The 22907-nt window shown below is 41.5% G+C and carries 19 protein-coding genes and 1 tRNA gene; 7 read left to right on the forward strand and 13 right to left on the reverse strand.

The annotated features are described in order from the left end of the window. Window positions 1-9 precede the first annotated feature (9 nt). The 3 genes from ACMHKH_RS01750 to ACMHKH_RS01760 all read right to left on the reverse strand — a co-directional run bounded on the left by ACMHKH_RS01750 (window position 10) and on the right by ACMHKH_RS01760 (window position 1640). The gene (locus ACMHKH_RS01750) at window positions 10-294 is read right to left on the reverse strand and encodes an XAC2610-related protein (protein ID WP_413518966.1); all 285 of its coding nucleotides are present in this window, start codon (window positions 292-294) and stop codon (window positions 10-12) included. Between the two features lie 402 nt (window positions 295-696). Then, window positions 697-1383, reverse strand: coding sequence for an IS3 family transposase (locus ACMHKH_RS01755; protein WP_413519054.1), 687 nt, complete (start codon window positions 1381-1383; stop codon window positions 697-699). Continuing rightward, window positions 1329-1640: a transposase gene (locus ACMHKH_RS01760; protein WP_413519055.1), complete on the reverse strand. Its 312-nt coding sequence runs from the start codon at window positions 1638-1640 to the stop codon at window positions 1329-1331. The genes ACMHKH_RS01755 and ACMHKH_RS01760 overlap by 55 nt, the downstream gene beginning before the upstream one ends. Before the next feature lie 359 nt (window positions 1641-1999). Between ACMHKH_RS01760 and ACMHKH_RS01765 the strand changes: the two genes are divergently transcribed. From ACMHKH_RS01765 to ACMHKH_RS01795, 7 genes are all read left to right on the forward strand, one after another. Continuing rightward, entirely contained in the window at window positions 2000-3616 is a 1617-nt protein-coding gene (locus ACMHKH_RS01765) for an NAD(P)/FAD-dependent oxidoreductase (RefSeq protein ID WP_413518967.1), read from the forward strand. Window positions 3617-5061: 1445 nt separating this feature from the next. Beyond that, window positions 5062-7428, forward strand: coding sequence for a type I restriction-modification system subunit M (locus tag ACMHKH_RS01770; protein WP_413518968.1), 2367 nt, complete (start codon window positions 5062-5064; stop codon window positions 7426-7428). Further along, the gene (locus tag ACMHKH_RS01775) at window positions 7428-8753 is read left to right on the forward strand and encodes a restriction endonuclease subunit S (protein WP_413518969.1); all 1326 of its coding nucleotides are present in this window, start codon (window positions 7428-7430) and stop codon (window positions 8751-8753) included. The genes ACMHKH_RS01770 and ACMHKH_RS01775 overlap by 1 nt, the downstream gene beginning before the upstream one ends. A 66-nt stretch (window positions 8754-8819) precedes the next feature. Further along, a complete protein-coding gene (locus ACMHKH_RS01780) occupies window positions 8820-9578 on the forward strand; it encodes a hypothetical protein (RefSeq protein ID WP_413518970.1) in 759 nt (252 codons plus the stop codon). 206 nt (window positions 9579-9784) lie between these two features. After that, window positions 9785-10027 (forward strand): hypothetical protein, encoded by a 243-nt coding sequence (locus ACMHKH_RS01785; protein ID WP_413518971.1) that lies wholly within the window; start codon window positions 9785-9787, stop codon window positions 10025-10027. 106 nt (window positions 10028-10133) lie between these two features. After that, window positions 10134-10802 (forward strand): DUF2971 domain-containing protein, encoded by a 669-nt coding sequence (locus tag ACMHKH_RS01790; RefSeq protein ID WP_413518972.1) that lies wholly within the window; start codon window positions 10134-10136, stop codon window positions 10800-10802. A gap of 1 nt (window position 10803) precedes the next feature. Beyond that, window positions 10804-14067, forward strand: a complete 3264-nt coding sequence (locus ACMHKH_RS01795; RefSeq protein ID WP_413518973.1) for a type I restriction endonuclease subunit R — start codon at window positions 10804-10806, stop codon at window positions 14065-14067. Between the two features lie 190 nt (window positions 14068-14257). On the opposite strand, the gene ACMHKH_RS01800 is transcribed toward ACMHKH_RS01795, so the two are convergent. From ACMHKH_RS01800 to ACMHKH_RS01845, 10 genes are all read right to left on the reverse strand, one after another. Then, window positions 14258-14602: a hypothetical protein gene (locus ACMHKH_RS01800; RefSeq protein WP_413518974.1), complete on the reverse strand. Its 345-nt coding sequence runs from the start codon at window positions 14600-14602 to the stop codon at window positions 14258-14260. A 187-nt stretch (window positions 14603-14789) separates the two neighbouring features. Further along, window positions 14790-17066, reverse strand: a complete 2277-nt coding sequence (locus ACMHKH_RS01805; protein WP_413518975.1) for a YfjI family protein — start codon at window positions 17064-17066, stop codon at window positions 14790-14792. A gap of 294 nt (window positions 17067-17360) precedes the next feature. Further along, the gene (locus ACMHKH_RS01810) at window positions 17361-17621 is read right to left on the reverse strand and encodes a hypothetical protein (protein WP_413518976.1); all 261 of its coding nucleotides are present in this window, start codon (window positions 17619-17621) and stop codon (window positions 17361-17363) included. Continuing rightward, window positions 17622-17903: a helix-turn-helix domain-containing protein gene (locus ACMHKH_RS01815; protein WP_413518977.1), complete on the reverse strand. Its 282-nt coding sequence runs from the start codon at window positions 17901-17903 to the stop codon at window positions 17622-17624. Between the two features lies 1 nt (window position 17904). After that, window positions 17905-18186, reverse strand: a complete 282-nt coding sequence (locus tag ACMHKH_RS01820) for a helix-turn-helix transcriptional regulator (RefSeq protein WP_413518978.1) — start codon at window positions 18184-18186, stop codon at window positions 17905-17907. 199 nt (window positions 18187-18385) lie between these two features. Next, window positions 18386-19159, reverse strand: coding sequence for a hypothetical protein (locus ACMHKH_RS01825; RefSeq protein WP_413518979.1), 774 nt, complete (start codon window positions 19157-19159; stop codon window positions 18386-18388). Window positions 19160-19343: 184 nt separating this feature from the next. Then, a complete protein-coding gene (locus tag ACMHKH_RS01830) occupies window positions 19344-20807 on the reverse strand; it encodes a tyrosine-type recombinase/integrase (RefSeq protein WP_413518980.1) in 1464 nt (487 codons plus the stop codon). A 220-nt stretch (window positions 20808-21027) separates the two neighbouring features. After that, window positions 21028-21103, reverse strand: a tRNA-Arg gene (locus tag ACMHKH_RS01835). Window positions 21104-21175: 72 nt separating this feature from the next. Further along, a complete protein-coding gene (locus ACMHKH_RS01840; RefSeq protein WP_413518981.1) occupies window positions 21176-21985 on the reverse strand; it encodes a hypothetical protein in 810 nt (269 codons plus the stop codon). Between the two features lie 66 nt (window positions 21986-22051). Continuing rightward, window positions 22052-22588, reverse strand: coding sequence for a hypothetical protein (locus tag ACMHKH_RS01845; RefSeq protein WP_413518982.1), 537 nt, complete (start codon window positions 22586-22588; stop codon window positions 22052-22054). Window positions 22589-22907: the final 319 nt, after the last annotated feature.

Genomic DNA, 22907 nt, shown 5'->3' on the forward strand with positions numbered 1-22907 from the left:
CTAGCATGTCTAGCAGCAAGGCACTCTTTTCCACTGACCATCTACTCGTTTGAGGGTGTCGTCTTTAAAGCGTGCTAGTTGCTTATGCGGATAACGTGTTGCGTAGCCTAAAACTGCCTCCAACGTTTTATTACGCACAAACTTTTTACTCTGTGGATCATAGAGCCAGTAAATATATTTGTCACTGTGGTCGCCTTCTGCGACGTTCAATACCAGATCAAAATAGCCGTCGTAGTTCATATCAACGTATCTGGTACTGTGTGCATCTACTTCAAACCCCGTCAACTTCTGCACCACTTTATTCGTATCTTTATTGTGTAGTGGTCAACTAATTTAGGACAACTGATAAGAGGTTTTTGTTAAAGTAGCGTTTCTCTTTTTCTAGTGGTGTTAAATAATCATTAAAATGATGCGGTCTTACGATCTGATAATAGCCCCATATATAATTAACAATGGCATTTTTAGCCTCAAAGATATTCTCATAGCCGCCCTTTCACTTCGCTATCGCTACGTCTTGCATCACTAAAACAGTCTCCCAGACTGTTTTTTAACGTTCTTCACCACTCGGTTTTAAAGCTCCTGAAGAACCTTTCAGTTGGTGCATTATCCCATGAGTGAGGATTAGCAAAGCAGTGCTTTGCCCGAGTGCAAGACGAAGGGCTGTGCCCGTAGTGGATTTCCACGACGGCTCATACTTTATATCATCCCCTCACAACTTGCCACAGATTCAGCGAACCTTGCACTGGTGTAATGGGTTCCCTGATCGGAGTGAAACAGCATATTACTTGGTTTTAGGCGCGTCTCATATGCCATCTGCAGCGCTTTGGTTGTCAGCATACTGTCAGGCGAATCTGATACGGCAAAGCCCACCACACGCCGAGCATATAAATCTAAAACGACAGCTAAATAGCACCAGCCAACCTTGATACGAACATAGGTTACATCACCCGTCCAAAATTGATTGGGTGCTGTTTGACTGAAATTTCTATTTAAGATATTGTGATGCGTTTTATGAGCGTCACCAGCGTGCTTGTATTTATGCGTCTTTAACTGACAACTTTTAAGCCCCATCTGCGCCATGAGCTGACCCGACATATAACGGGTCAGCTTGATGTCATGTTCATTCATTAGTATGGCTGCAATGCTGCGAGCCCCTGCTGAGCGCTTCGAGTCATTAAATATTTGGCGGATTAATACTTTATGTTTGACGGTTTCAAGTCTGATTGATTTTGGCTGAATTCCATAGTAATAACTACTCTTCATCACACCAAACAGCTTGCACAGAAGGCTTTTACTGACCTGTCTGTCTTGCTCTACAAGCTGACTGATTAGCGATAGCCGTTCAGGCTGTCCAAGGCCAGCAGAGCAGAAGCCTTTTTTAATATGTCGCGCTCCATAGTGAGTCGCTTAACTTGTTTGCGCAATTCTTGTAGCTCGCGTTGTTCATCCGTTAAAGCGTTGCCGACTTTAGGTGCTTGACCATCTATTTCTTGACGGTACTGACTCAGCCATTTCTGCAGGGTAGATTTGCCAATACCCAGTGAGCTTGCCACATCTGGTATTTTACGTTTGTGATCAGTGACTAAGCTGATGGCTTCAAGTTTAAATTCTCGGGTATATTGGTTGCGTTTGTTGGTGATACTATTTTCCTTCTTTGGGTTAGTATAAACCTCTTATGTACTGTCCAAGTTTATTATGCCACTACAATCAGCAAAAGGCTGCTCTGCAGCGAAGCAAGACAGCTATGCTCGTAGTGGGGCGAGAATTCAAAATGGTTTGGGCTATAGATCGCCAAGACAGGTGTGGTCTGACTTTTACCGTCAAGCTGCGTCACTAAAATCTCCCAAGGTTGACTGTACAGATTTGAGGGCAGGGGTCATTTTCAAACTACAATACAAATCCGTAAATTTACCCTGCGTAAGTAAAATATTTATTCGCTTATTTGTATCAGTAGCAGTAAAATGCAAGACAGTTTTCTACACGAGTTTATGAGTAACCAATGATACGTTTAACTGAAATTAAATTGCCATTAAATCATGCACCTGAAGATTTAACGACTGCTATAACGACAAAACTTAAAATTTCTGCTGAGAAAATCGCTTCATTTGTGATGTTTAAACGTGGTTATGATGCTCGTAATAAAAGAAATATCCAATTAATTTATACACTAGATATCACACTGACCGACTCGGATTTAACCAATGATTTACTGGTTCAATTTGAGTCAGACAACCATGTTAAAGCAACACCAGATACCAGCTACAAATATGTAGGTGAAGCGCCAAAAGATTTAACCGAACGTCCTGTTGTTATTGGTTTTGGTCCTTGTGGTTTATTGGCAGGACTCACCCTTGCCCAAATGGGTTTTAAACCAATTATTATTGAACGCGGCAATGAAGTCAGACAACGTACCAAAGACACCTTTGGCTTTTGGCGTCAGCGTAAATTAAACACGGAATCAAACGTACAATTCGGTGAAGGTGGAGCGGGTACTTTTTCTGACGGTAAATTATATAGCCAAGTGAAAGATCCAAATCATTATGGCCGTAAAGTAATGACCGAGTTTGTAAAAGCCGGCGCACCAGATGAGATTTTATTTGTTAGTAAACCGCACATAGGTACTTATAAGTTAGTCACGATGGTAGAAAAAATGCGTGCCGAGATCATAGCACTCGGTGGAGAAGTTCGTTTTGCTACTCGCGTGGACGATTTGCATATCACTGACTCAAAAGTCACTGGCGTGACACTTAATAGTGGCGAGATCTTAAAAACCAACCATGTTGTTCTTGCTGTTGGTCATAGCGCCCGAGACACGTTTGAGATGATCCATGAAAAAGGCGTGTATATTGAAGCAAAACCTTTCTCGATTGGCTTTAGAATTGAGCATAAACAGTCAACCATAGATCAAGCACGCTTTGGTGACAATGCTGGAAACGAAATACTTGGCGCAGCAGACTATAAACTGGTTCATCATTGTAAAAATGGTCGTTCTGTTTATAGCTTCTGTATGTGTCCAGGCGGAACGGTTGTTGCCGCAGCATCAGAAGAAGGCCGAGTTGTCACTAACGGCATGAGCCAATATTCAAGAAACGAGCGTAACGCCAACAGTGCTATTGTTGTCGGCATCGACCCAGAGCGAGATTACCCAAATCATCCTCTTGCTGGTATCGAATTACAAAGACAACTAGAGACTTTAGCCTTTGAATTAGGCGGCAAAGACTACAGTGCACCAGCGCAAACCATTGGTGATTTCTTGAAAGGCAAACCACATTCAGAATTGGGCGATGTAAAACCGTCTTATACACCGGGTATTACCTTAACTGATTTAAGCAAAGCGTTACCTGACTTTGCCGTAGATGCCATACGTGAAGCCATTCCAGCGTTTAATAAAAAAATCCAAGGGTTTTCATCTGACGACGGTTTACTAACTGGGGTAGAAACCAGAACATCGTCACCAATCAGTATTAAACGCAATAAAGACTTCCAAAGCATTAACACCAAAGGCTTATTCCCTGCAGGCGAGGGTGCTGGCTACGCAGGTGGCATATTATCAGCAGGGATTGATGGTATTAAAGTGGCCGAAGCTGTAGCGAAATCGATGTTAAAGATAGAGTAAGAGCGGCTGTAAATTGTAAGCAAAACTCAATATTAAAATGTTTACTTAGATAAAGACATATGATCGATAAAGCCTTTCAAGCTATAAAATATAAAGCTTGAAAGGCTTTTTTGTGTTTTGAAGGTGGAGAATTATTCTCATGTCTTTAATAAATTTGGACATCCTAAAAGCATGAGCTGATTGGATTAATAAGCGATGCCGGATATTTTGTGTTTTGACGGTATTTTGTATGAAAATGCATCGTCAGTTATGCAATGTTATGTTTTGATATGTTAAGACATTAAAAACCCGCACAGCGTATAGGCTAGGGGGTTCTATAATTACTTATGACAATATTTGTTGGTGCGCCCACCACGCTTCAATCATTAAGCTACAGGGCTTTAGTAATAAGGTTTAAAGGTTTTTATATTATTATATGCACATCAATATGTACAACATTTCGCTATCGCTAACCTGTCTTTTCGCCTGTTTAGGCAAAGCAAACTTGATTACAAATATTATGCTTGTCAGTACCATCTTATATCAAAAATGTTCAATGTTTCCTAGTAGGCAGACTATAACAAGATAGCATTGATTGATATAAACAACTTAGCATTTATTATCTATCACAGACCGACCACAATTAATCGCTTGCAACTTGTCTTCATGGGGTTAAATTGCTAAACGCTATCAAGCGCAATTATGGACTGATTTAGTTAAGCGTTTATCATGCGTTTTCTTTGCGCCCGTGCAACTTTCATCTTAATAACGTGCGTATATCGCGTATTGTGATTATCTAAATATAGCCAATTTATACTTGCGTTTAAGATGCGTTTTCTTGCATTGTACCTAGTGAGTCTTATCGCACCTACTCGCAAAAATGGCATAGGTAGCCGCCTTAAATTGATGAGAATTTTATTCCTAATAAAATCGTTTTTTTTATTCCAATCCCTTTTAGTGTTTCCAGTGCTAACACTTATTCTCATTAGCTTGTAGCGGTTTTTTGCATTGGAATAATCGCGCAATTATGGTAATTATTATTCCTAGGTTCCCTGTTTTTGGCTTTTATATTTCCCTAATTAAATTTCCTAACGCTTGTATTTTTCCGTCCTCACGCCCTTGTGCGTATAGGTATTTCTACTTTATAAATTTTTGAAACTGGCAATAAATATTTCCTAAATATCGTCAATTTCCAGTGTTTGAGCCATGTCATATTTCCTGCTATCTACTGATACTAAAAACAACTTGCACTTTGATTGCATGGGGTTGAATTGCTAAACACAGGTAGTACGTCGAATCTTATACAATGAAATATATTACTATACCCATAAATCTCACATTCAGACTTGCCGAGTAATGTCGAATACCCTTATGATGGACATATTTTATCTAAGATGGCTATCACCTCATCTCTGATAGACGATCTACAACTCACATCCTTGCTCAACAAACAATAAGACAACTCCATGACCAAAAACTTTTCTCAAACAGCGGCTTTTATCTGGTCTGTCGCTGACCTATTGCGCGGTGACTTTAAGCAGTCCCAATACGGCCGTATCATCCTGCCATTTACACTACTACGCCGCTTAGAATGCGTATTAGAAGAGACTAAAGCAGCTGTGGTTGCTGAGAGCCAACGTATCGCTGATATGGGTCTGCCAGAGGAAGCACAAGAGAAGTTCATCATTCGTGCCAGCAAGCGTCCGTTCTATAATACCTCGCCGATGGATCTGAGCAAGATGGGTCAAAGCGATATTAAGGATAACCTTAATACTTACGTGCAATCATTCTCTAAAGACGCGCGTGAGATATTTGAACATTTCAAATTTGAAGAATTTGTCGGGCAACTGGCCGATGCCAACTTGCTATATAAAGTGGTGCAGATGTTCGCCAATACCGATCTTAGCCCTGAGGCAATCTCTAACCATGAAATGGGCTTTGTGTTTGAAGAGCTAATCCGCCGCTTTGCTGAAAGCTCGAATGAGACCGCAGGGGAGCATTTTACCCCGCGTGATATCGTGCGCCTGACTACCTCACTGGTATTTATGGAAGATGATGACGCGCTGACCAAAGACGGCATCATTCGCACCATATATGACCCGACAGCGGGTACGGGCGGCTTCCTATCCTCGGGTATGGAGTACGTGCTAGAGCTCAACCCTGACGCGGTGATGCGTACCTATGGGCAAGAGCTCAACCCTGAGTCTTATGCCATCTGTAAAGCTGACATGCTGATCAAAGGCCAAGAGGTCAATAATATTAAGCTAGGTAATACCTTATCTAGTGATCAGCTGGCAGGTGAGCAGTTCGACTATATGCTGTCTAATCCGCCGTTTGGGGTGGACTGGAAAAAGATATCAGGTGAGATCAAAGATGAGCATGAGCAAAAAGGTTTTGATGGTCGCTTTGGGGCTGGCTTGCCGCGCGTGTCTGATGGGTCTTTATTGTTTCTGATGCATCTGATTAGCAAGATGCGTCCGATCACTGCTAATGAGCAAGAGGCTAGTAATGGTCAAAATAGCAATCAGGGCAGCCGTATCGGTATCATTTTAAATGGTTCACCGTTATTCACGGGCGGAGCGGGCAGCGGCGAGAGTGAGATTCGCCGTTATATCTTAGAAGCCGATTTGCTAGAGGCTATTATCGCTCTGCCTACTGATATGTTTTACAACACGGGTATCGCTACCTATGTATGGGTATTGAGCAATAAGAAAGCGCCTGAGCGTAAAGGTCATGTGCAATTGATTGATGGCAGTAACCTATACGGCAAGATGCGTAAATCACTTGGCTCAAAGCGTAATGAGATGAGCGATGATGATATCAAGACCATTATCCGCAGCTTTGGTGACTTTGAGGTGGTTGATGCGCGTGTGCTCGATAAGCCAGAGGAAGTGAAGTCCAACCGTGGCCGTCAGTCTGCCAATCCTAAAGCTGAACCTGCCAAGACCTTTGCCAGTAAGATATTTGCCACTCATGAGTTTGGCTATCGCCGTATCACCATTGAGCGTCCACTTCGTCTGTCTGCTCAGATGTCTGATAGCGCCATTGATAACTTGCGTTATGCGCCTAAGCCGTTCGATATGGTCATGCCAGCACTGTATGAGGCATTTGGTGATAATTGGACGACTGACAGCAACAATAACAGCTATGGCGATTTATCAGCGGTCACGTTAGAAGCACGTGCGATGATTAAAGCCGACTTTAGCGAGCTAAAAGAAAGCCAAGTCAAAGACGTACTGGCGGCTAAGCTATGGCAGTCGCAACTTGCACTGATGAATAAAGCCAAAGCCTTACAAGCTGCTATCGGTGAAAACCAATTCGATGACTTCAATGAGTTTGATAAAGTGTTTAAGCAAGCGTTAAAAGATGCTGATATCAGCCTAGACACCAAAGAAAAGAAACAGCTGCTAGATGCGATCACATGGAAAAATTCTGAAGCAGAACCTGTCATCAAAAAAGCGGTCAAGGTTGCCAGTCCGCTTTATGGTGCGTTTAGTTATACTGACCCTGCCAGCAAGACCAAAATAGTAGAGTTTCAAACCGATAGCGATTTACGTGATTATGAAAACGTACCACTTAATCCTGAGGTGACGACGACTGAGTTGATTGAAAGTTACTTCGCTCGTGAAGTGCAGCCGCATGTGCCTGATGCGTGGATTAATGCCGATAAGACAGATGCCATTGATGAAGAGATAGGCATTGTGGGCTTTGAGATACCGTTTAACCGTCATTTCTATGTGTATGAGCCACCGCGCCCGCTAGCTGAGATTGATGCGGACTTGGATGCGGTTAGCACTGAGATTATGCAGTTATTGGGTGAGGTACATTCATAATGGCGAAGTATCAGCAATATAATGAATATAAGGATTCAGGGGTTGAGTGGTTGGGGAGGATTCCTCATGGTTGGAAGGTATTAAGGGGCAAATATGTTTTCCAAGAATTTCGTGAACGCTCTACAACTGGTGAAGAAGTGCTTCTATCAGTTTCAGAGTACTATGGTGTAAAACCAAGGTCAGAGAAAATTTCTGAAGGTGATCATTTATCACGTGCTGAAAGTCTAGTAGATTATAAGAAGTGTTATAAAAATGACTTAGTCATGAATATTATGCTGGCTTGGAAGCGTGGCTTGGGCGTTAGCAAATATGATGGAATAGTAAGTCCAGCCTATTCAGTTTTTCGGTTTAATAAGGGCATACATCCTTATTTTATGCACCATTTGTTCAGAACAGATTTATATACAAGTCATTTTAAAACACGTTCCACAGGTGTCATTGATTCTCGATTAAGACTTTATCCTGAATCATTTTTAGACACTGAGATATTAATACCTTCTTATGAAGAGCAAGCTCAAATTGCCAACTTCCTCGAGCATGAAACCGCTCAAATCGATACTCTAATCGAAAAACAGCAAATCCTTATCCAGCTGTTAAAAGAGAAACGCCAAGCGGTGATTAGTCATGCCGTGACTAAAGGCTTAAACCCTGACGCGCCAATGAAAAATTCGGGTGTTGAATGGTTGGGGGAAGTACCTGAGCATTGGGAGGTTTCTAAATTAAAATACTTGATAAGCGAGCCTTTACAGTATGGTGCGAACGAAGCTGCGGAAGATGTTGATAAAACTCACCCAAGATTTGTAAGAATAACTGATGTATTACCTAATGGTAATTTAAAAGATGATACTTTCAGGTCATTACCTCAGGACATTGCTGAGCCATATATGTTAATGGATGGTGATGTACTGCTGGCTAGAAGTGGCGGAACTGTAGGTAAAAGTTTCATTTATAGAGATTCATGGGGTAAATGCTGTTTTGCAGGTTATCTGATAAAAGCGAAAATTGATGAAAATATAACTCCGGCAGAATGGTTTTATTTAAACACACTAACTGACTTTTATTGGAAGTGGATTGAGAGTATTCAAATTCAAGCGACGATTCAAAACGTCAGTGCAGATAAGTACAACTCGTTCGTTATTGCCGTACCGCCACTAGAAGAGAGTTATAAGATTATTTCTCATATTAAATTTAATTTAGAAGTTTTTGATACGTTGGTAATGAAAGCAGAACAAGCCATCCAACTCATGCAAGAACGCCGCACCGCTTTAATATCTGCTGCCGTCACAGGCAAGATTGATGTGCGGGGTTGGCGGGTGCCTGAGTAGCTGTAAATAGAGATTAAGCGCATATTGCGTTTGATAAACAAGAAGAACAATAAAAGGAGTTATATGATGAAAGCAGTTACCGTAGCAGCTCTATTGGCATCAATGGCCGTGACCACCATCGCCCAAGCACAGACCTATAAATGGGAAGATGATTTTTGCAGTATGCAGGGTGACTTTGATAGTAAAAAATATACCGCTAAGCAAATCAAGAATTCACATTTAGTATTAGAAAGCTTAACCAGATCAAATCTAGATAGCTTTTTTCCACCGATGGATATTGACGCGCTAGACAAGTTATCGATGAAAGACTTAGACAAGCTTACTGAAGAATATATAAAAGTTAAGAATAATATTGAACGACTTGATGTGGTGCCTGACGCAAAAGGCTATAAGCAAGAGTTGGTCAAATCTATTGACGGCGAATATAAACAAAATAAATTGACGATTTTGGGATATCTGAATCCCAGTGAGGCACTCAAGCAAAGCCCGCAAATGTGTAAAACTTATATTGAGCCGTTATTAAAGAATGAAACGGCTGTGCAAAATAGATGGAAACAGTTTGTTGAAGAGCAAATTCAAGAACAAGCAGATATCACAGACGATGGTGGTAAGTATTACCGCAGTTTGGCTACCAAGCGCTATCAGGAAGAAAAAGCCAGCAACCCTACTAAGTACGCCAAGATAAACTTGGTTACTTTTGGTTTTGGTAATTGCGTCAATGAGCAGGTCTATCATGCTGACTCTGAAGTGGTATTTAAAAATCAGCAAAAACTGAATAAAGCGTTATTTGGTAAAAGCTTTAAGCAGATGTGCGATGAGCCGTAAAACTTGGATTACGTTTTTTAATAAAGCCGAATAAACCGCCTAACTCGTGCAAGTATGCCGCACCGCTCTAATATCTGCTGCTGTTACGGGTAAAATTGACGTGAGGGGTTGGCGGGCGCCTAATTTCCACTAACCACCTTTTAGACAATAGCTAACAATTATTGAAATTTGAAACTAATTTATTAAAAATATAAGAGTAATTATCTATGAAGCCTGTTCAATCTTTTGAAGAAAAAAATTCAGTTAAGACTTTACTAATATACATTTTAATTAGTATGTGGGTTATTGGTTTATTATTAATTTGGGGTCAATATAACGGCGAAGTGACTATTGATAGTAGTGGTTATCGGAATTCAGTCGATGTTAATGTCATTAATGGTTATGGAGAAGAAATTCCTGTAAAGATCGAAAATGATTATGAAGCTCCTGTACCTGTTTCAGTCCAATAAAATTAGTAAGAATCGTTCTACGTGCCATAATTTCTTGAATTTTTACTGCTGTGATGTGCAAGATCGATGCTTAGGGTTTTATTAATAAGTTAAGGGGCTGAAATATATGTTGTTTAAGTATCGCTCAATTGAGGACATGTTTTACGTTTTAGATATTATTATCAATCAAAGATTATATGCTACAACATTTGATCAAATGAATGATCCAATGGAAGGTATCTATACTGGCCAGCAGCATTTCAATGATAATGAATTGGAAGCATTGAATAGATATAGAGGGACTATAAAGCTATGTTCACTTTCAAGAGTCCACGATAATCCATTAATGTGGTCTCACTACACAAATGGTAGTAGAGGTGTCGTAATTGAACTTGAACTTGATTGGAATTCTGATGATATAGATATATGTGATGTCCGTTATGGAACAAATTTTGAGTTACAGCATAATTCAAATATTGATCAACAACTGGCTAAAGAAGTACTATCTCACAAAGCATCATTTTGGCATTATGAAGAAGAAGTGAGAGTCTTTACGGATCGAAATTTTATACCTATAAAGGTAAAAAGAATAATCTTTGGCGAAAAAGTCGACGAAGAAAGAAAAAATATGCTTAAAAAAATCATCAATAGTTTTGATTCATCTATTCAAATAAAGGAATGGGATGAAGACAGTTTATATGTCTATACTCAACCTGTTGAAGACTTGTCCCAATTAAAAGCCACACAGGGACTGACTCCTGAAGATTTATCCTCACTGTTAACCTCAAAGGATTGACATGATTAACACCCATAACGTCACCTACGAATCTGTCTTCCAAGCCGATATCGTCACTCAGATGCAAGCGCAAGGCTGGCAATTGGGCAGTCCTAGCGGCTATACGGCTGAGACCGCGCTATATGAGCAAGACGTGCTGGACTTTGTGCAGGGCACCCAGCCGCAAGAGTGGCAGAAGTTTTGTCGCACCTTTCCTATCGACTCAGAACGCCACTTTATTGCCGCATTGGTGAAGCAGCTCAACAAAGCGGACGCGCACGCCACCGATAGAGCCTCGCGCACCTATGGCACGCTGGGCGTATTGCGTCATGGTTTAAAGATTCGTAACGCGCGTTTTAGCTTATGCCAGTTCAAACCTGAGCACAGCCTAAACCCTGAGATCATGGTACGCTATGAAGCCAATATCTGCCGTGTTGTCCCTGAGGTAGTGTATAGCCCTCATACCAGTCTTAAGGACGGTGCTGACGCTAATGGCAAGGTCGCTAAACGTAACCGAATTGATATCGTGCTATTCGTCAATGGCTTGCCCGTGACCACAATGGAGCTAAAGTCAGAATTTAAGCAAGCAGTACAAAATGCCATTACTCAGTATAAGCGCACCCGCCTGCCAAAAGACCCTGATACTAAAAAAACTGAGCCGCTGCTGACGTTTAAGCGCGGCGCACTGGTGCATTTCGCCGTCAGTCAATATGAAGTCTATATGACCACAAGGCTGGCAGGTGACAGTACATACTTCTTACCGTTTAACAAAGGCACTAGTGATGGCGGTGCGGGTAATGACGTGCCAGCCGATAGCAGCCGCTATGCCACCGATTACCTATGGAATGAAGTGCTGACGCCTGATAACTTGCTGGCCATTCTCGGCCACTTTATGCACTTGCAGATCGAAGAGGAAGAGGACGCGATCGGGCGCAAGTCCAAAAAAGAGACCATGATGTTCCCGCGCTATCATCAGTGGGACGTGGTGACCAAGCTGGTCGATGCCGCCATTACTGAGGGCGCGGGACAAAAGTATCTCATTCAGCACAGCGCTGGCTCGGGCAAGTCTAACTCTATCGCATGGACAGCACATCAGCTATCCACCTTATACAACAGCGATGGCGATAAACAGTTTCATTCAGTCATTGTTATCACCGACCGTACCGTGCTTGATGATCAATTGCAGGATACCATCTATCAGTTTGAACATGCCGATGGCGTGGTTGGCAAGATTAATAGAAAAGAGAGCGACGGCTCAAAGTCTGAGCAGCTTGCCAGTGCATTAGTGAACTCACAGCCGATTATTATCGTGACCATTCAAACCTTTCCGTTTGTACTAAAAGCGATTGAAGACTCAAGTGTGCTTAAGTCGCGCCGCTATGCCATCATCGCCGATGAAGCACATTCCTCACAGACAGGCTCTACCGCACGCCAGCTCAAAGAAGTATTGGTCTCAGGCGATATAGAGAGTAATACTACTGACAATGACACGGCGCTATCTAGTGAGGACATATTGGATGCCACACTTGCCGCACGCCGTAGCAGTCCTAATCTAAGCTACTATGCCTTTACCGCCACACCTAAGCCAAAAACCATTGAGCTATTCGGAAGGCTACCTAACCCTAACTTGCCAGCATCGAAAGATAACCTGCCAGCTGCTTATCATGTCTACTCCATGCGCCAAGCGATTGAAGAAGGCTTCATCCTAGATGTGCTCAAGAACTACACCAACTACAAAGTGGTCTACCAGCTCAAGCAAAAGCTCGCCGCTGATGATGAGGTCGATTCGCGCCGCGCCAAGATTAAATTGAATAACTGGGTGCGCCTTCATGATCATAATATTGCGCAAAAGGTCAAAGTTATCATTGAGCACTTCAATGATAATGTTAAAGGCTTACTGGGCGGGCAAGCCAAAGCGATGGTCGTAACTGGTTCGCGTAAAGAGGCAGTACGCTACAAGCTCGCTTTTGATAACTATATTGTTGATAACGGTTACCGCGGTATTAACGCAATGGTCGCGTTCTCAGGGGAAGTTACCTTTGACGATAACGACCCTGATAGTAGCGCGCTCATCGGTGAAAAGTTCACTGAAATTAATATGAATATCGGTTTAAAAAAACGTGACCTACGTACCGCCTTTGACAGTGATGACTATCAGGTAATGCTAGTGGCTAATAAGTTTCAGACGGGCTTTGATCAGCCTAAGCTGTGCGCCATGTACGTCGATAAGAAATTAGTCGGTGTCGATTGCGTCCAGACCTTATCACGACTTAACCGTACCTATAAGGGCAAAGCAGAGAGCGGCACTTTTGTACTCGACTTCTTTAATGATCCTGATGATATCTTGGCCGCCTTTCAGCCGTATTACGAGACTGCAACCTTGGCGGACGTGTCTGACCCTGATCAAGTTTATGACCTCTACGAGAAACTACGCGCCAGCGGTATTTTCTTATGGCGTGAGGTTGAGCAGTTCGTTGAAGCGTTTTATAGCAAGAATAAATCTAACGCGGCTATCAGTAATATCTGCAAGCCAGCGGTTGAGCGTTGGCAAAAGCAGTACCTTGAGGCGCGTACAGAGGCAAAGCACGCTAAAACGATGCTTGAGCGTACCAAGGCCACTGGTGATGTCGTGCTCATTACCAATGCTGAGAACGACTATAAAGGCTTTAAGACTAAACAAGACGAGCTTGAGATCTTTAAAAAGGATCTTGGTACTTTTACCCGCCAGTACGAGTTTATGTCGCAAATCGTTGACTATGACAGCAAGGATCTTGAGAAGCTCAGCCTATACGCGCGTAACCTACAGCCGCTACTACGCGAGAGCATCAATGAGGACGACGATATCGATTTAAGTAATATCGTGATGAGTCATTATCGTGTCTCAAAGCTTTATCAGCAGGATCTTAAATTACAAGAGAGTAGCGGTGAGCTTGACGCAGGTGGTGGCGCTGGTACTGCTAAGCCCAAGGATAAAAAAGAAGAGCTGTTATCGCAAGTTATCATTAGACTAAACGAAGTATTTGCAGGCGAAGATTTTACGGATAAAGATAAAGTGAATTTTATGAATACTATTTGGGATAAAGTCACGGAAAACGAAATTGTGGTCAAGCAATTCAGTAATAACAGCACCGATCAGATTATGTTAGGTGGTTATCCTGATGCCGCCGAAGACGCTATGTTTGAAGCAAAGGATGCGTTTGAAGACATGACTATGCACTTACTGTCTAATCCTAACCAGTTTAAAAAGTTCATTAGATTGATGCTTGATACGAAGCTGGGTGCTTAAAGGTTAGGTTTTTCACTTATGACAGATGTTAATTAAGTTCAATCTGAGGTTTTATGAGGTTTTGGCAAGTTTTTATTCTATATAGATGTTGGGTTTTAACCTTAAATTTTCTAAACCAATTACAACCAAAAAAGGCATTACTTCTACATAACGCCCTAATTTGAATAGAATATTTAAAATAGTCTAACTATCAATAACAGTAGCCTTTAGAAAGCTCCCACTGTTTACCGTCTTGGTCATAACCTTCGTTACCAGAGTAGCTAAGGTATCGATTATCGAGTTTAATGACCGTTGTACCATCATTACTCCAAAACATGACCGCATATTTTGAAAAGCTATCATAACAAGAATAGCAACTAGTCTTACTTTTAAGCTCACTGCCATCGATCAAAGTGGCACTTACTTTATAAGACTTTGACCATTCACCAAAAGCTTGCCTATATTTGGCACATACTTCTTCTACCTCAGCGGCATTTGCTAAAGGAGCAAAACCTATAATAGCAAGAGTAATTAAAGGAGTTGTTAAGTATTTCATAAATATTCCATAAAATAAAAAATATAAATTATTTTTAACCTTCTGATTTTTAAACAATATCTTATAAATATTTATTTAAACGCTCATCTACTATACTACCATTATAATACAAACAGGAAATAATAGAAATAAAAAGGACGCTATTTTTCAATAACGCCCCATAACTGCACTGACAAAACTGACGAAACTATAAAAGCTCTGCTAGTCTTGAGTTGATAGAGTAACGCTCAGTCGGTCTGCCTCCTTGCCCTGTGCTTTTTACCTCTTGCCAGCTTAACCAGTCATGTTCGACTAATATTTCAAGCGCGTTGAGTACATCATCTGCCTCAGTTAAACCTTTCCACCCCCTGCGGATTAGCTGGCGAGCTGTGAAGCCATGTTCAATCCAATCGGTTTTGTCAGTTTTGTCAGCTCCTTTTTTGACCATATTCATTATTTTATCTGCTAAATAAGACGCTTTGATATTAGCGCTGTCGGTGACTGTGCTATATATCCTCATCATGTGACTCTCTAATACCTCACACCATGCCAGCGCTGCTCTGAGTGCGTTCATATTGACTGCACCTAAAGACGTGCCATGTTCGATACAATCGACTAAGTGAAAGACTAGCGCTAATGACGGTACTGTTTTAGCATACTTGATTAGATGCTCAGCTATGATGCTATGCTCAGCGTCACTAGCTCTGAGTTTAAGCGCGTCATACCAACTCATAAATACTTGATAGGCTTCATCAGTAAAGCGGTAATAGGGGCGCTTGTGGTAATCATCAATTGGTTTTGCACCATAGCGTATGAAGTCACCTAGCTGCATACTGTCAATCGTTTCAAATAAATTATAGATAGCATCACGGCTTTCTTTATCAGGTGGCAAGTCACGCTCTTTACTATTAGGTAGTGCGTCAGGATAGACCATTAACTGAAAGCGCTGGATAAGTCCGTCATTGCCTAACCCTTTCATCGTCTTAGATAAGTAATACTCGAGCTTGTCAGGCTGAATGCCACCAATGACCGATAGACAATGTGTGTCGATAAACACTGAGCCTCTGCCTATCCTATCGACTTGAAAGCTTCCTAAGCCATTAAAGCCCTCAAGATAGAATGACCGTACTTGTTGGTTGCTTTCACTCTCTAATGAGGCAAGCCAGCCTGTCAGCTCATCACGCTTAACTAACATACCGTTTTTGTGTTTGCTCTCAAGCTCTCCGATACTCTCAATCGTACCATCATCAGTAACATAGCGTTTAATCTCAGGCATCAGCTCATCAGTCTGCTTTGCCTCTGCCAATTCCTGTGCTTTAGCTTTTAGGTCATCTTGACTGATCTCAGTATCATCATCGGCTTGGGTCGCTAGCTTTTTAGCAAGGTCACTGAGCTGCTTCTCAGCTGCCTTTGTCATGTGCTTATTTAGCTCTTTTTGGGTGTCATGCTCGAGCCTATCCTCATTGTATTTATCTTTAGCGAGTGCAACTAAATGCGATATTGGTTTTAATCCTTCAGAGAGTGACGGTGATTTCTTACTAGATGGATTGCCAATGATTGCACCGTAAAAGTTAGGTACTACCTCCCAGTTATCGTACATCTTCGGGTAGATGCTCAGCTTCGAACCTATCAAGCTACCTAAAGATACCACTAATGGCATTAGCACATACTCAATAGGTACGCTTAAGCGCTCAGCACTGTTTGAAGCATAACCCCATAGTAGTTTTGGCATCATAGCGCTTGTCAGCGTCTTAACTGGTGGTAGCGTTTGACTGATAGGTTTGGGCTTTGGTTTGCCTAATGCTTGCAAGTTTATGATCTCAGCATCAGCCATTAAGTCCTTATAGTTAGCGTCAAAATCAAGCGCGTCATAAATAAGCGTATGCTCACAAACGATAGCTTCAACATTCACGCCTTTAAGCGGTGTTATTACTTTAGCTTTGTTTTGTGAGGTGGTCACGATGGTCACTTGCTGCACCTCTGCGAAGTGCTTTACCGTCCGATTAAATAGACTAGGTACAAGGCAAGTGAGTACCGTCACATCAATACCTAGCTTGCAATAAGCGTTATAACATCGGACTGCCTCAGCAAGATCACCTATAACTATCCACTTGCTATCTTGACTCATTGAGCCAATGACAAAGGCGCTTGGTATATCAGTATCAGATATAAAGATACGTCCGTTATCCTCAAGCGGTATGCTCGCAAGATTAACTTGCTCAGCTTTGTTATTGAGCATAACCAGCCCTATCGTATCGGCGGTATCGAGCTGCTTTTCACCTGACAATGCTCCTGTAAATATGCTAATATCTTTATCTAGATAGATGACTGAGTTTGATATTCCATTGCTTAGTACACTTTCTAAAGAGTCATGACCTGCAACATCTGCAAATGTAGCGAGTCTAAAATCTACGATATATTGTGACAAGCCTATGCTAACAGCATGGGCTTTTTCATGGTTGTTGGTCTGCAGCATAGTAGTCATCTATTACTCCTTTCATCGCAACTCGTTCTACTGACATATAGACTGATGCTTTTCAAAGTAGATATTAATATCGGTATGCCAGTGATGTTGTTTTGATAAGTGTTTTTACACTCCACTAATTCTTCAATTACAAAGATCTTAGGTTCGTTTTGCTTGCATCCGATCAGTGACAGTAGAAAGCCAATACCTATCACCCATGCCATGAAAACAACAAATCTTAGCAGTAAGTCAAAATTGCCAGTCTTATTGCTACTGTGCGCCGCGTATTGGGGCTTTGAATTGGTTCTAGTATTATCACTCATGCTGCGTTACCTCCATTTCAGGCATTGACAGCACGCTGTTCATCTGTTCGCTAGCATCGGTGGCAAACAATGAGTCTCTAAATAATGCAGCTATGACTGCTTGAATAACTCCCTTAGATATAGCGTCGTCTGTTTGCACGGCTTGTAATGCCATTGCGTAATGTTCGGTATCAATCGCTAATAGGACTAGGTGTTCGTTGATATGCTCAAGTGTGTCCGCTATCTGCAATAATTTGTTGTTTGATTTGTTCATTTAGCTCACCTCACTGTTAGATAATTCACTTTCAAGTAAGGTCTGTTCATCAAGCCAATAGACTGAAAAACGCTTGTCGTTATGATTGACCATTTCACTTTGAATTAGCAGTCCTGTATCGCGCAAATTATGGATGCGTTGGGCTAGGCTTGTGATTTGATAAAGGCGGTAAGCGTCCCATGTGGTGATAGTAGCCCCTGTCATTAGGTGCGCTCTGATTATCTCTATTTGGGTCTTGGGTGCTGGCTCGTTGGTAACGGGTGCAGTAGCTGTGGTCGTCATATCAAGCCCCCTCTGTCGTATCAGTGGTGGCATGACTGTCTAGCCAGTGATTAATATCAGACAAGCGCCATAGACTAGCCCGTCCGATTTTTACGGGTGCTGGGAATTTGTCTTCATTGATTAAATGGTATATGTGTTTGGCGCTAAAGCCAGTGATACCGCGTGTAGCGGTTTTGGCAGTGACGGTGCGCTGTTGACCTGACTTTTTAATGTAGGTCTTAGCGGTTTGCGCTGGTTGGTTGGCAAGGTCTGCCATTCTTAGATATCGGTCGATAAGTGTCATGATAATTTACCTCATAGCTGTTAAAAGGTTTGCCAGTGATGGCGGGTTGCTATGAGATAAATGATAGAGAGTATTTAAATACTAAAATAGACAGTATGGTAGGGAACTATTTCCCGACCTTTAAACTAAGAGTTGAGATGCTTAGAATGAATAATTTCCCAAAACTTAGTGTTTATAAGCTTTTTAATAGGGAGGTAGGTTAAAATGGCAAGTCATCTTTTTCGTGTTCTGAAATGTTAATATTAGGCAAAATAGCTATTAATTCTTTATGAATTTCTATTTCTTTGCTACTAGCATCAGAATGTTCTTCTAATGGTAGGGTATGTTTATTTTTTGCTCGCCCACCTTTAGTTGCCCAATTAGAGATGCTTGCTAAACTTTCAAAAACTTTGACGCTCTGATTTTCTACTCCATACGATGAAGCGTTTTTTGATATCCAATCAGTCATGAACTGTTTATATGTTTCACCTTGTAGATCAGCTGTTTGAGCAACCTCCCAAGCTTTAACACATACTGCTAATTTAGGAGCGTAATGAAGATGATCAGGATTCATGTAGTCATCTTTTTTCCCGTTTGGAAATAGCAGAGGAGGATAAACACCTCTATCTTCGAGCCAGTTTTTTAGATTTTCCCTATCTATCATAGTTTCTGTGGTATCAATTCCATTCAAAACTATCCAATCGCTTTGCAAGTTAGATTTTGAAACTCGTTGATCATTTAAGGTTGATACTATATTTGCTTTCAACCTGCCTGCAGTTATAGAGCGAGTTAATGATGTCATAGCAATATTAAATGACATTTTACTTGAGTTTGTGTAGCTTCTATTCTGTTCATTTAAAAAGAAAAAATTATACTGTGAGTCATAATCTACATCACTTGGTGATGCTCCTGAAATTAATGCAGCTGCATCATTAATGCTTAATATGTCCATTAGCTTGAAAGACTCTGCATCGGTAATACCAACATATTCCATAATTCACACCTTCCAATACACACTTTGGTATAAAAAGGTGCAAGGCATTACCGTCATAAAGGTGTGTAAAACTGACGGTGTTCGGGTAATTAGTCCTAGCCTTGCAATCGGTTGTGACAGCGATTGAAGCTATCAATCTCGGTCTGCCAGCCTAATGCTGACGATAAGTGGTAAGGCGGTGTTGTTAAAGCTGCTTGGCAAGCTGCGCTAATAGCTCAGGCGATACGCCTTGTGCCTGTAAGCTTTTTATCAGCATGTCCTTATCGTGCAGCGCTATATCGGTAGCTTGCTCGTTGCGGCTATTCATTTCTTTAGCGAGTTCATCAGGGGTCAGCAAGTCAAAGCTGACCGCCTTGCCAGCTCGCAGGTCATCAAGATGGTTCGCCCATTTATTCATCATCATTTGCCGTTCAGCTAAGTGTGCCGATAAGTCATAACGCTTCTTAACGCTCGATTGTTCAAGGTGCGCTAGCTGTATCTCGATTAAGTTGTCATTGAATTGCAGCTCATACAGCCCCGTGCTGGCAAGCTGCCTAAAGCCGTGACCTGTCATCTTAGGGTAGGGGTCACCTGTATAACCCATGCGTTTGAGTGCTTGATTGAACCATACCTCACTATAGGGCTGACTGCGTTCAAAGTTATAGAACACATAACCCGTCTGCTCCGTTAGTGGACGCATACGCTCAATGATAGCCATTGCTTGAGGTGATAGTGGAATGATGTGGTCTTGACGCATTTTCATCTTGGCCGCTGGTATGCGCCATACATTTTTATGATAATCAATCTCAGACCACTCAAAGAACCTTAGCTCTTTGGTTCTGACAAAACACAGCGTCATCAGCTGCATACCTGCCACTGTCTGAAGATGCCCGTTCGGATTATCTTTACCGTAGTTATCAATATTGCGTAATAGCTCTGAGAATTGGTGTTGCTCAATAGCTTTCATGCGCTCAGCTTTATGGGTTCTAAGCGCCTTGCTGCGCCCGTAAGCCACATTGATAATGTCATAGCCTAAGGTATTGATAGCATACTCAAACACTGACGTTATAAATGCCACGCTCTTGTGGGCGGTGTCTGTTGTCAGTTTACCTTGCTGCTCAAAGTAGGTCTGTACGGCTAAACCTGTCTTAATCACATCTTGAGCCGTGATAGCTTGAATAGGGTAGTCACCGATATGTGGCGCTACATGCTTATCGAGGTAGGTTTGAAGTTTTTGTACATTTTTGGGTGTGGTGTCGGACTTATCATTGATATAGCTTTGCGCTATCACCTTGAATAGGTCTTTTTGCTCAACACTGTTTTTGTGTTGGTTTTTATTGACAGCGGGGTCAATACCCTCAGCTAGCAGTGCCTTAGCTCTATCACGCTCAGTACGTGCTTTTTTAAGGCTAACATCAGGCTTGAAAACGGTGTCAACATCTTGCTTAGATGACCTGTACGTTCCAATATGAAAGGTTTTTTGTTTGGGCTTAATATCTTTATCTGACTGATAGCGGTAAGTCATTACCCAGTACAGCGAACCCTTTGGGTCGTGGACTAGATGAAGGCTATCACCATCGCTATATCTTTTGCGTTTAGCTGGTGGCGCAAGCTTAGCAATAGCCTTCACACCATTGACGTTTAATAGGTAGTTTTTGCGCTCAGCCATTGCCATACCTCGATTAGCCACTATTAATAATTACTATGTACAACAATAATTCGATTTGTGTACAACAAAATAGTGGTAATTTCATTTATGTACATCAGTATGTACAACATTGTAGAGGTGCTAGTAGGTAATGACAAGTGTTTAATAAAGACTGATACTTAGATATGATAGGGGTTTTAAGGGATTAAGGTAATGCGAGGTTATGTCTAAATACAATGATTGGTGCGCCCACCAAGACTCGAACTCGGATCGATCGCTTAGGAGGCAACTGCTCTATCCTGTTGAGCTATAGGCGCATAATGGAGTACTATTGTAGAAAAAAGCACTTATAAAAGCAATGAATACTGAGTAAATAGAGCGTCTTATATTTATTCAGCAATGCTTATAGCGTCAGCGACATTTACCGTTAGCTCACCTGTTGCTTGTTTTCCTCTAGAGTTTGGTTTGAACAAGTCAGACATCTCATTTTGATAGCCATCGATGTTTTGATAGCCATGCCGACTTAATATATCTTGCCCTGTACTTGAGAGTAAAAAGTTTCGAAAGTTAAGTGCAATAGGGTTTTGCGTTAAGATGACGCCATCTACTTTTTTCGTATCTTTTAACGCATAACCAAAAGAAACTAAACTACGAGTATTGGTGTTATGTATTTCACCTTTGGCAGCCGCTTCCTCGGCATCACCATCTGCGTCAATAGTATCTTCTACCATGCCATTTCTCGCCTTGAGCTGGTTATGTTTATCCTGTGCTATTTTTAATTTTTCTTGTAATGGTGCAAGGCGTTCTGCTGAAAAGCTGTCATCGGCAATGATAACATCCGTATCCACAATAAAGGTAGATGGCTCATTATCAGCAGCTTTGTCATCCACTATAGTTAAAAGCGCAGTAGAAGCTACATAGTTTGTCATGATGTCAACATTAGGGTAGCGCGATTGAAAGCGGACAATGACCTCATCCAAAGGCACTTTAAGACTATCTTCTGCTTGTATATACAAAGTGCTTTTAGCGACAGCATCATCTTCATCTTCTTCTGGAGACGTCGACGCGCTATCATTTGACATGATAGGCAACGGATCCGCATTTTTAAGGTTACTGGTCCATAACCAAGTAAAGATGCCAATTAAAACAACTAGCAGCAGTAAAATAAGCCCAGCCAATAGTAGTTTGTGGTCTCTCATAAGTTACCGCTCTCATTTTTCTTGATAGTATCAGTTATTTACATATATTGAGGAATAGCATCAGATTTAATCGTGCTGATTTAACACTTCGCTTGCTAAGTCTGCCAGCATATCTGCAAAGATATCAGTAGCTTCTTTTACAACCGGCATGTCTTTTTGCACAGGACTTTCATGATTGGTAGAGTCGTCTATACTTACAGGAGCGAGTGAGTAGTTTGAAGCGGAAGAGGGCTGATTGTCAACGGTTTTTGTTGGTGCAGTGATTTGATGCGCAGCTAAAGGAGATTCGCCTGTCGCCAGCTTGTCTTTAAGCCAGTTAAAGCCATGTGCTTCCCACCACGCCTCAAAACGCGGTAAGTTGCTGCCGCGAACCGCTGCTGGCAGATTTAACGTACGCAATTTTTGCGCTAACACAGCGTCGCTGATGGCTTGATGAATACTGAGATAGAGTTCACGACTGTCATCAGTATAGGGTTTTCTATTTTGCCATGATTTGTCATCAATTTTCATTCGTGGCAATTCCCACAGTTCACCGCGATAGTACACAACATATAGACGTCGTTTCGGATGAACAAAAATGGCATCAATGGGGCGCAAACGCATAGTATTCTGTTATCTTTTTATGTAAAACATGATTAAATAACGAAGTAAAGTAATCCAAAACAGCCCAGTACAAGGGTCTTGCATTGCAGTTATAGTTACTTTAAATAAATTTAAGTGGGATAATACGGCGACACTAGCTGTCGTAAGTTGCTACTACTGCTATGAATAAGCTAGTAAATGCTAGGTATCAATGGCACACTTATATCCGTTAATTTTATAATATTTTGGCTCTATTTCTGTTAATCAGTTTCAATATGTTATGGATATTATTGTTATAAAACTGTTTATTGGGTTTTAGTTCTTATGCTAACAGAAATAC

This window comes from Psychrobacter glacincola (assembly GCF_965118485.1).
Classification (GTDB): Bacteria; Pseudomonadota; Gammaproteobacteria; order Pseudomonadales; family Moraxellaceae; genus Psychrobacter; species Psychrobacter glacincola_D.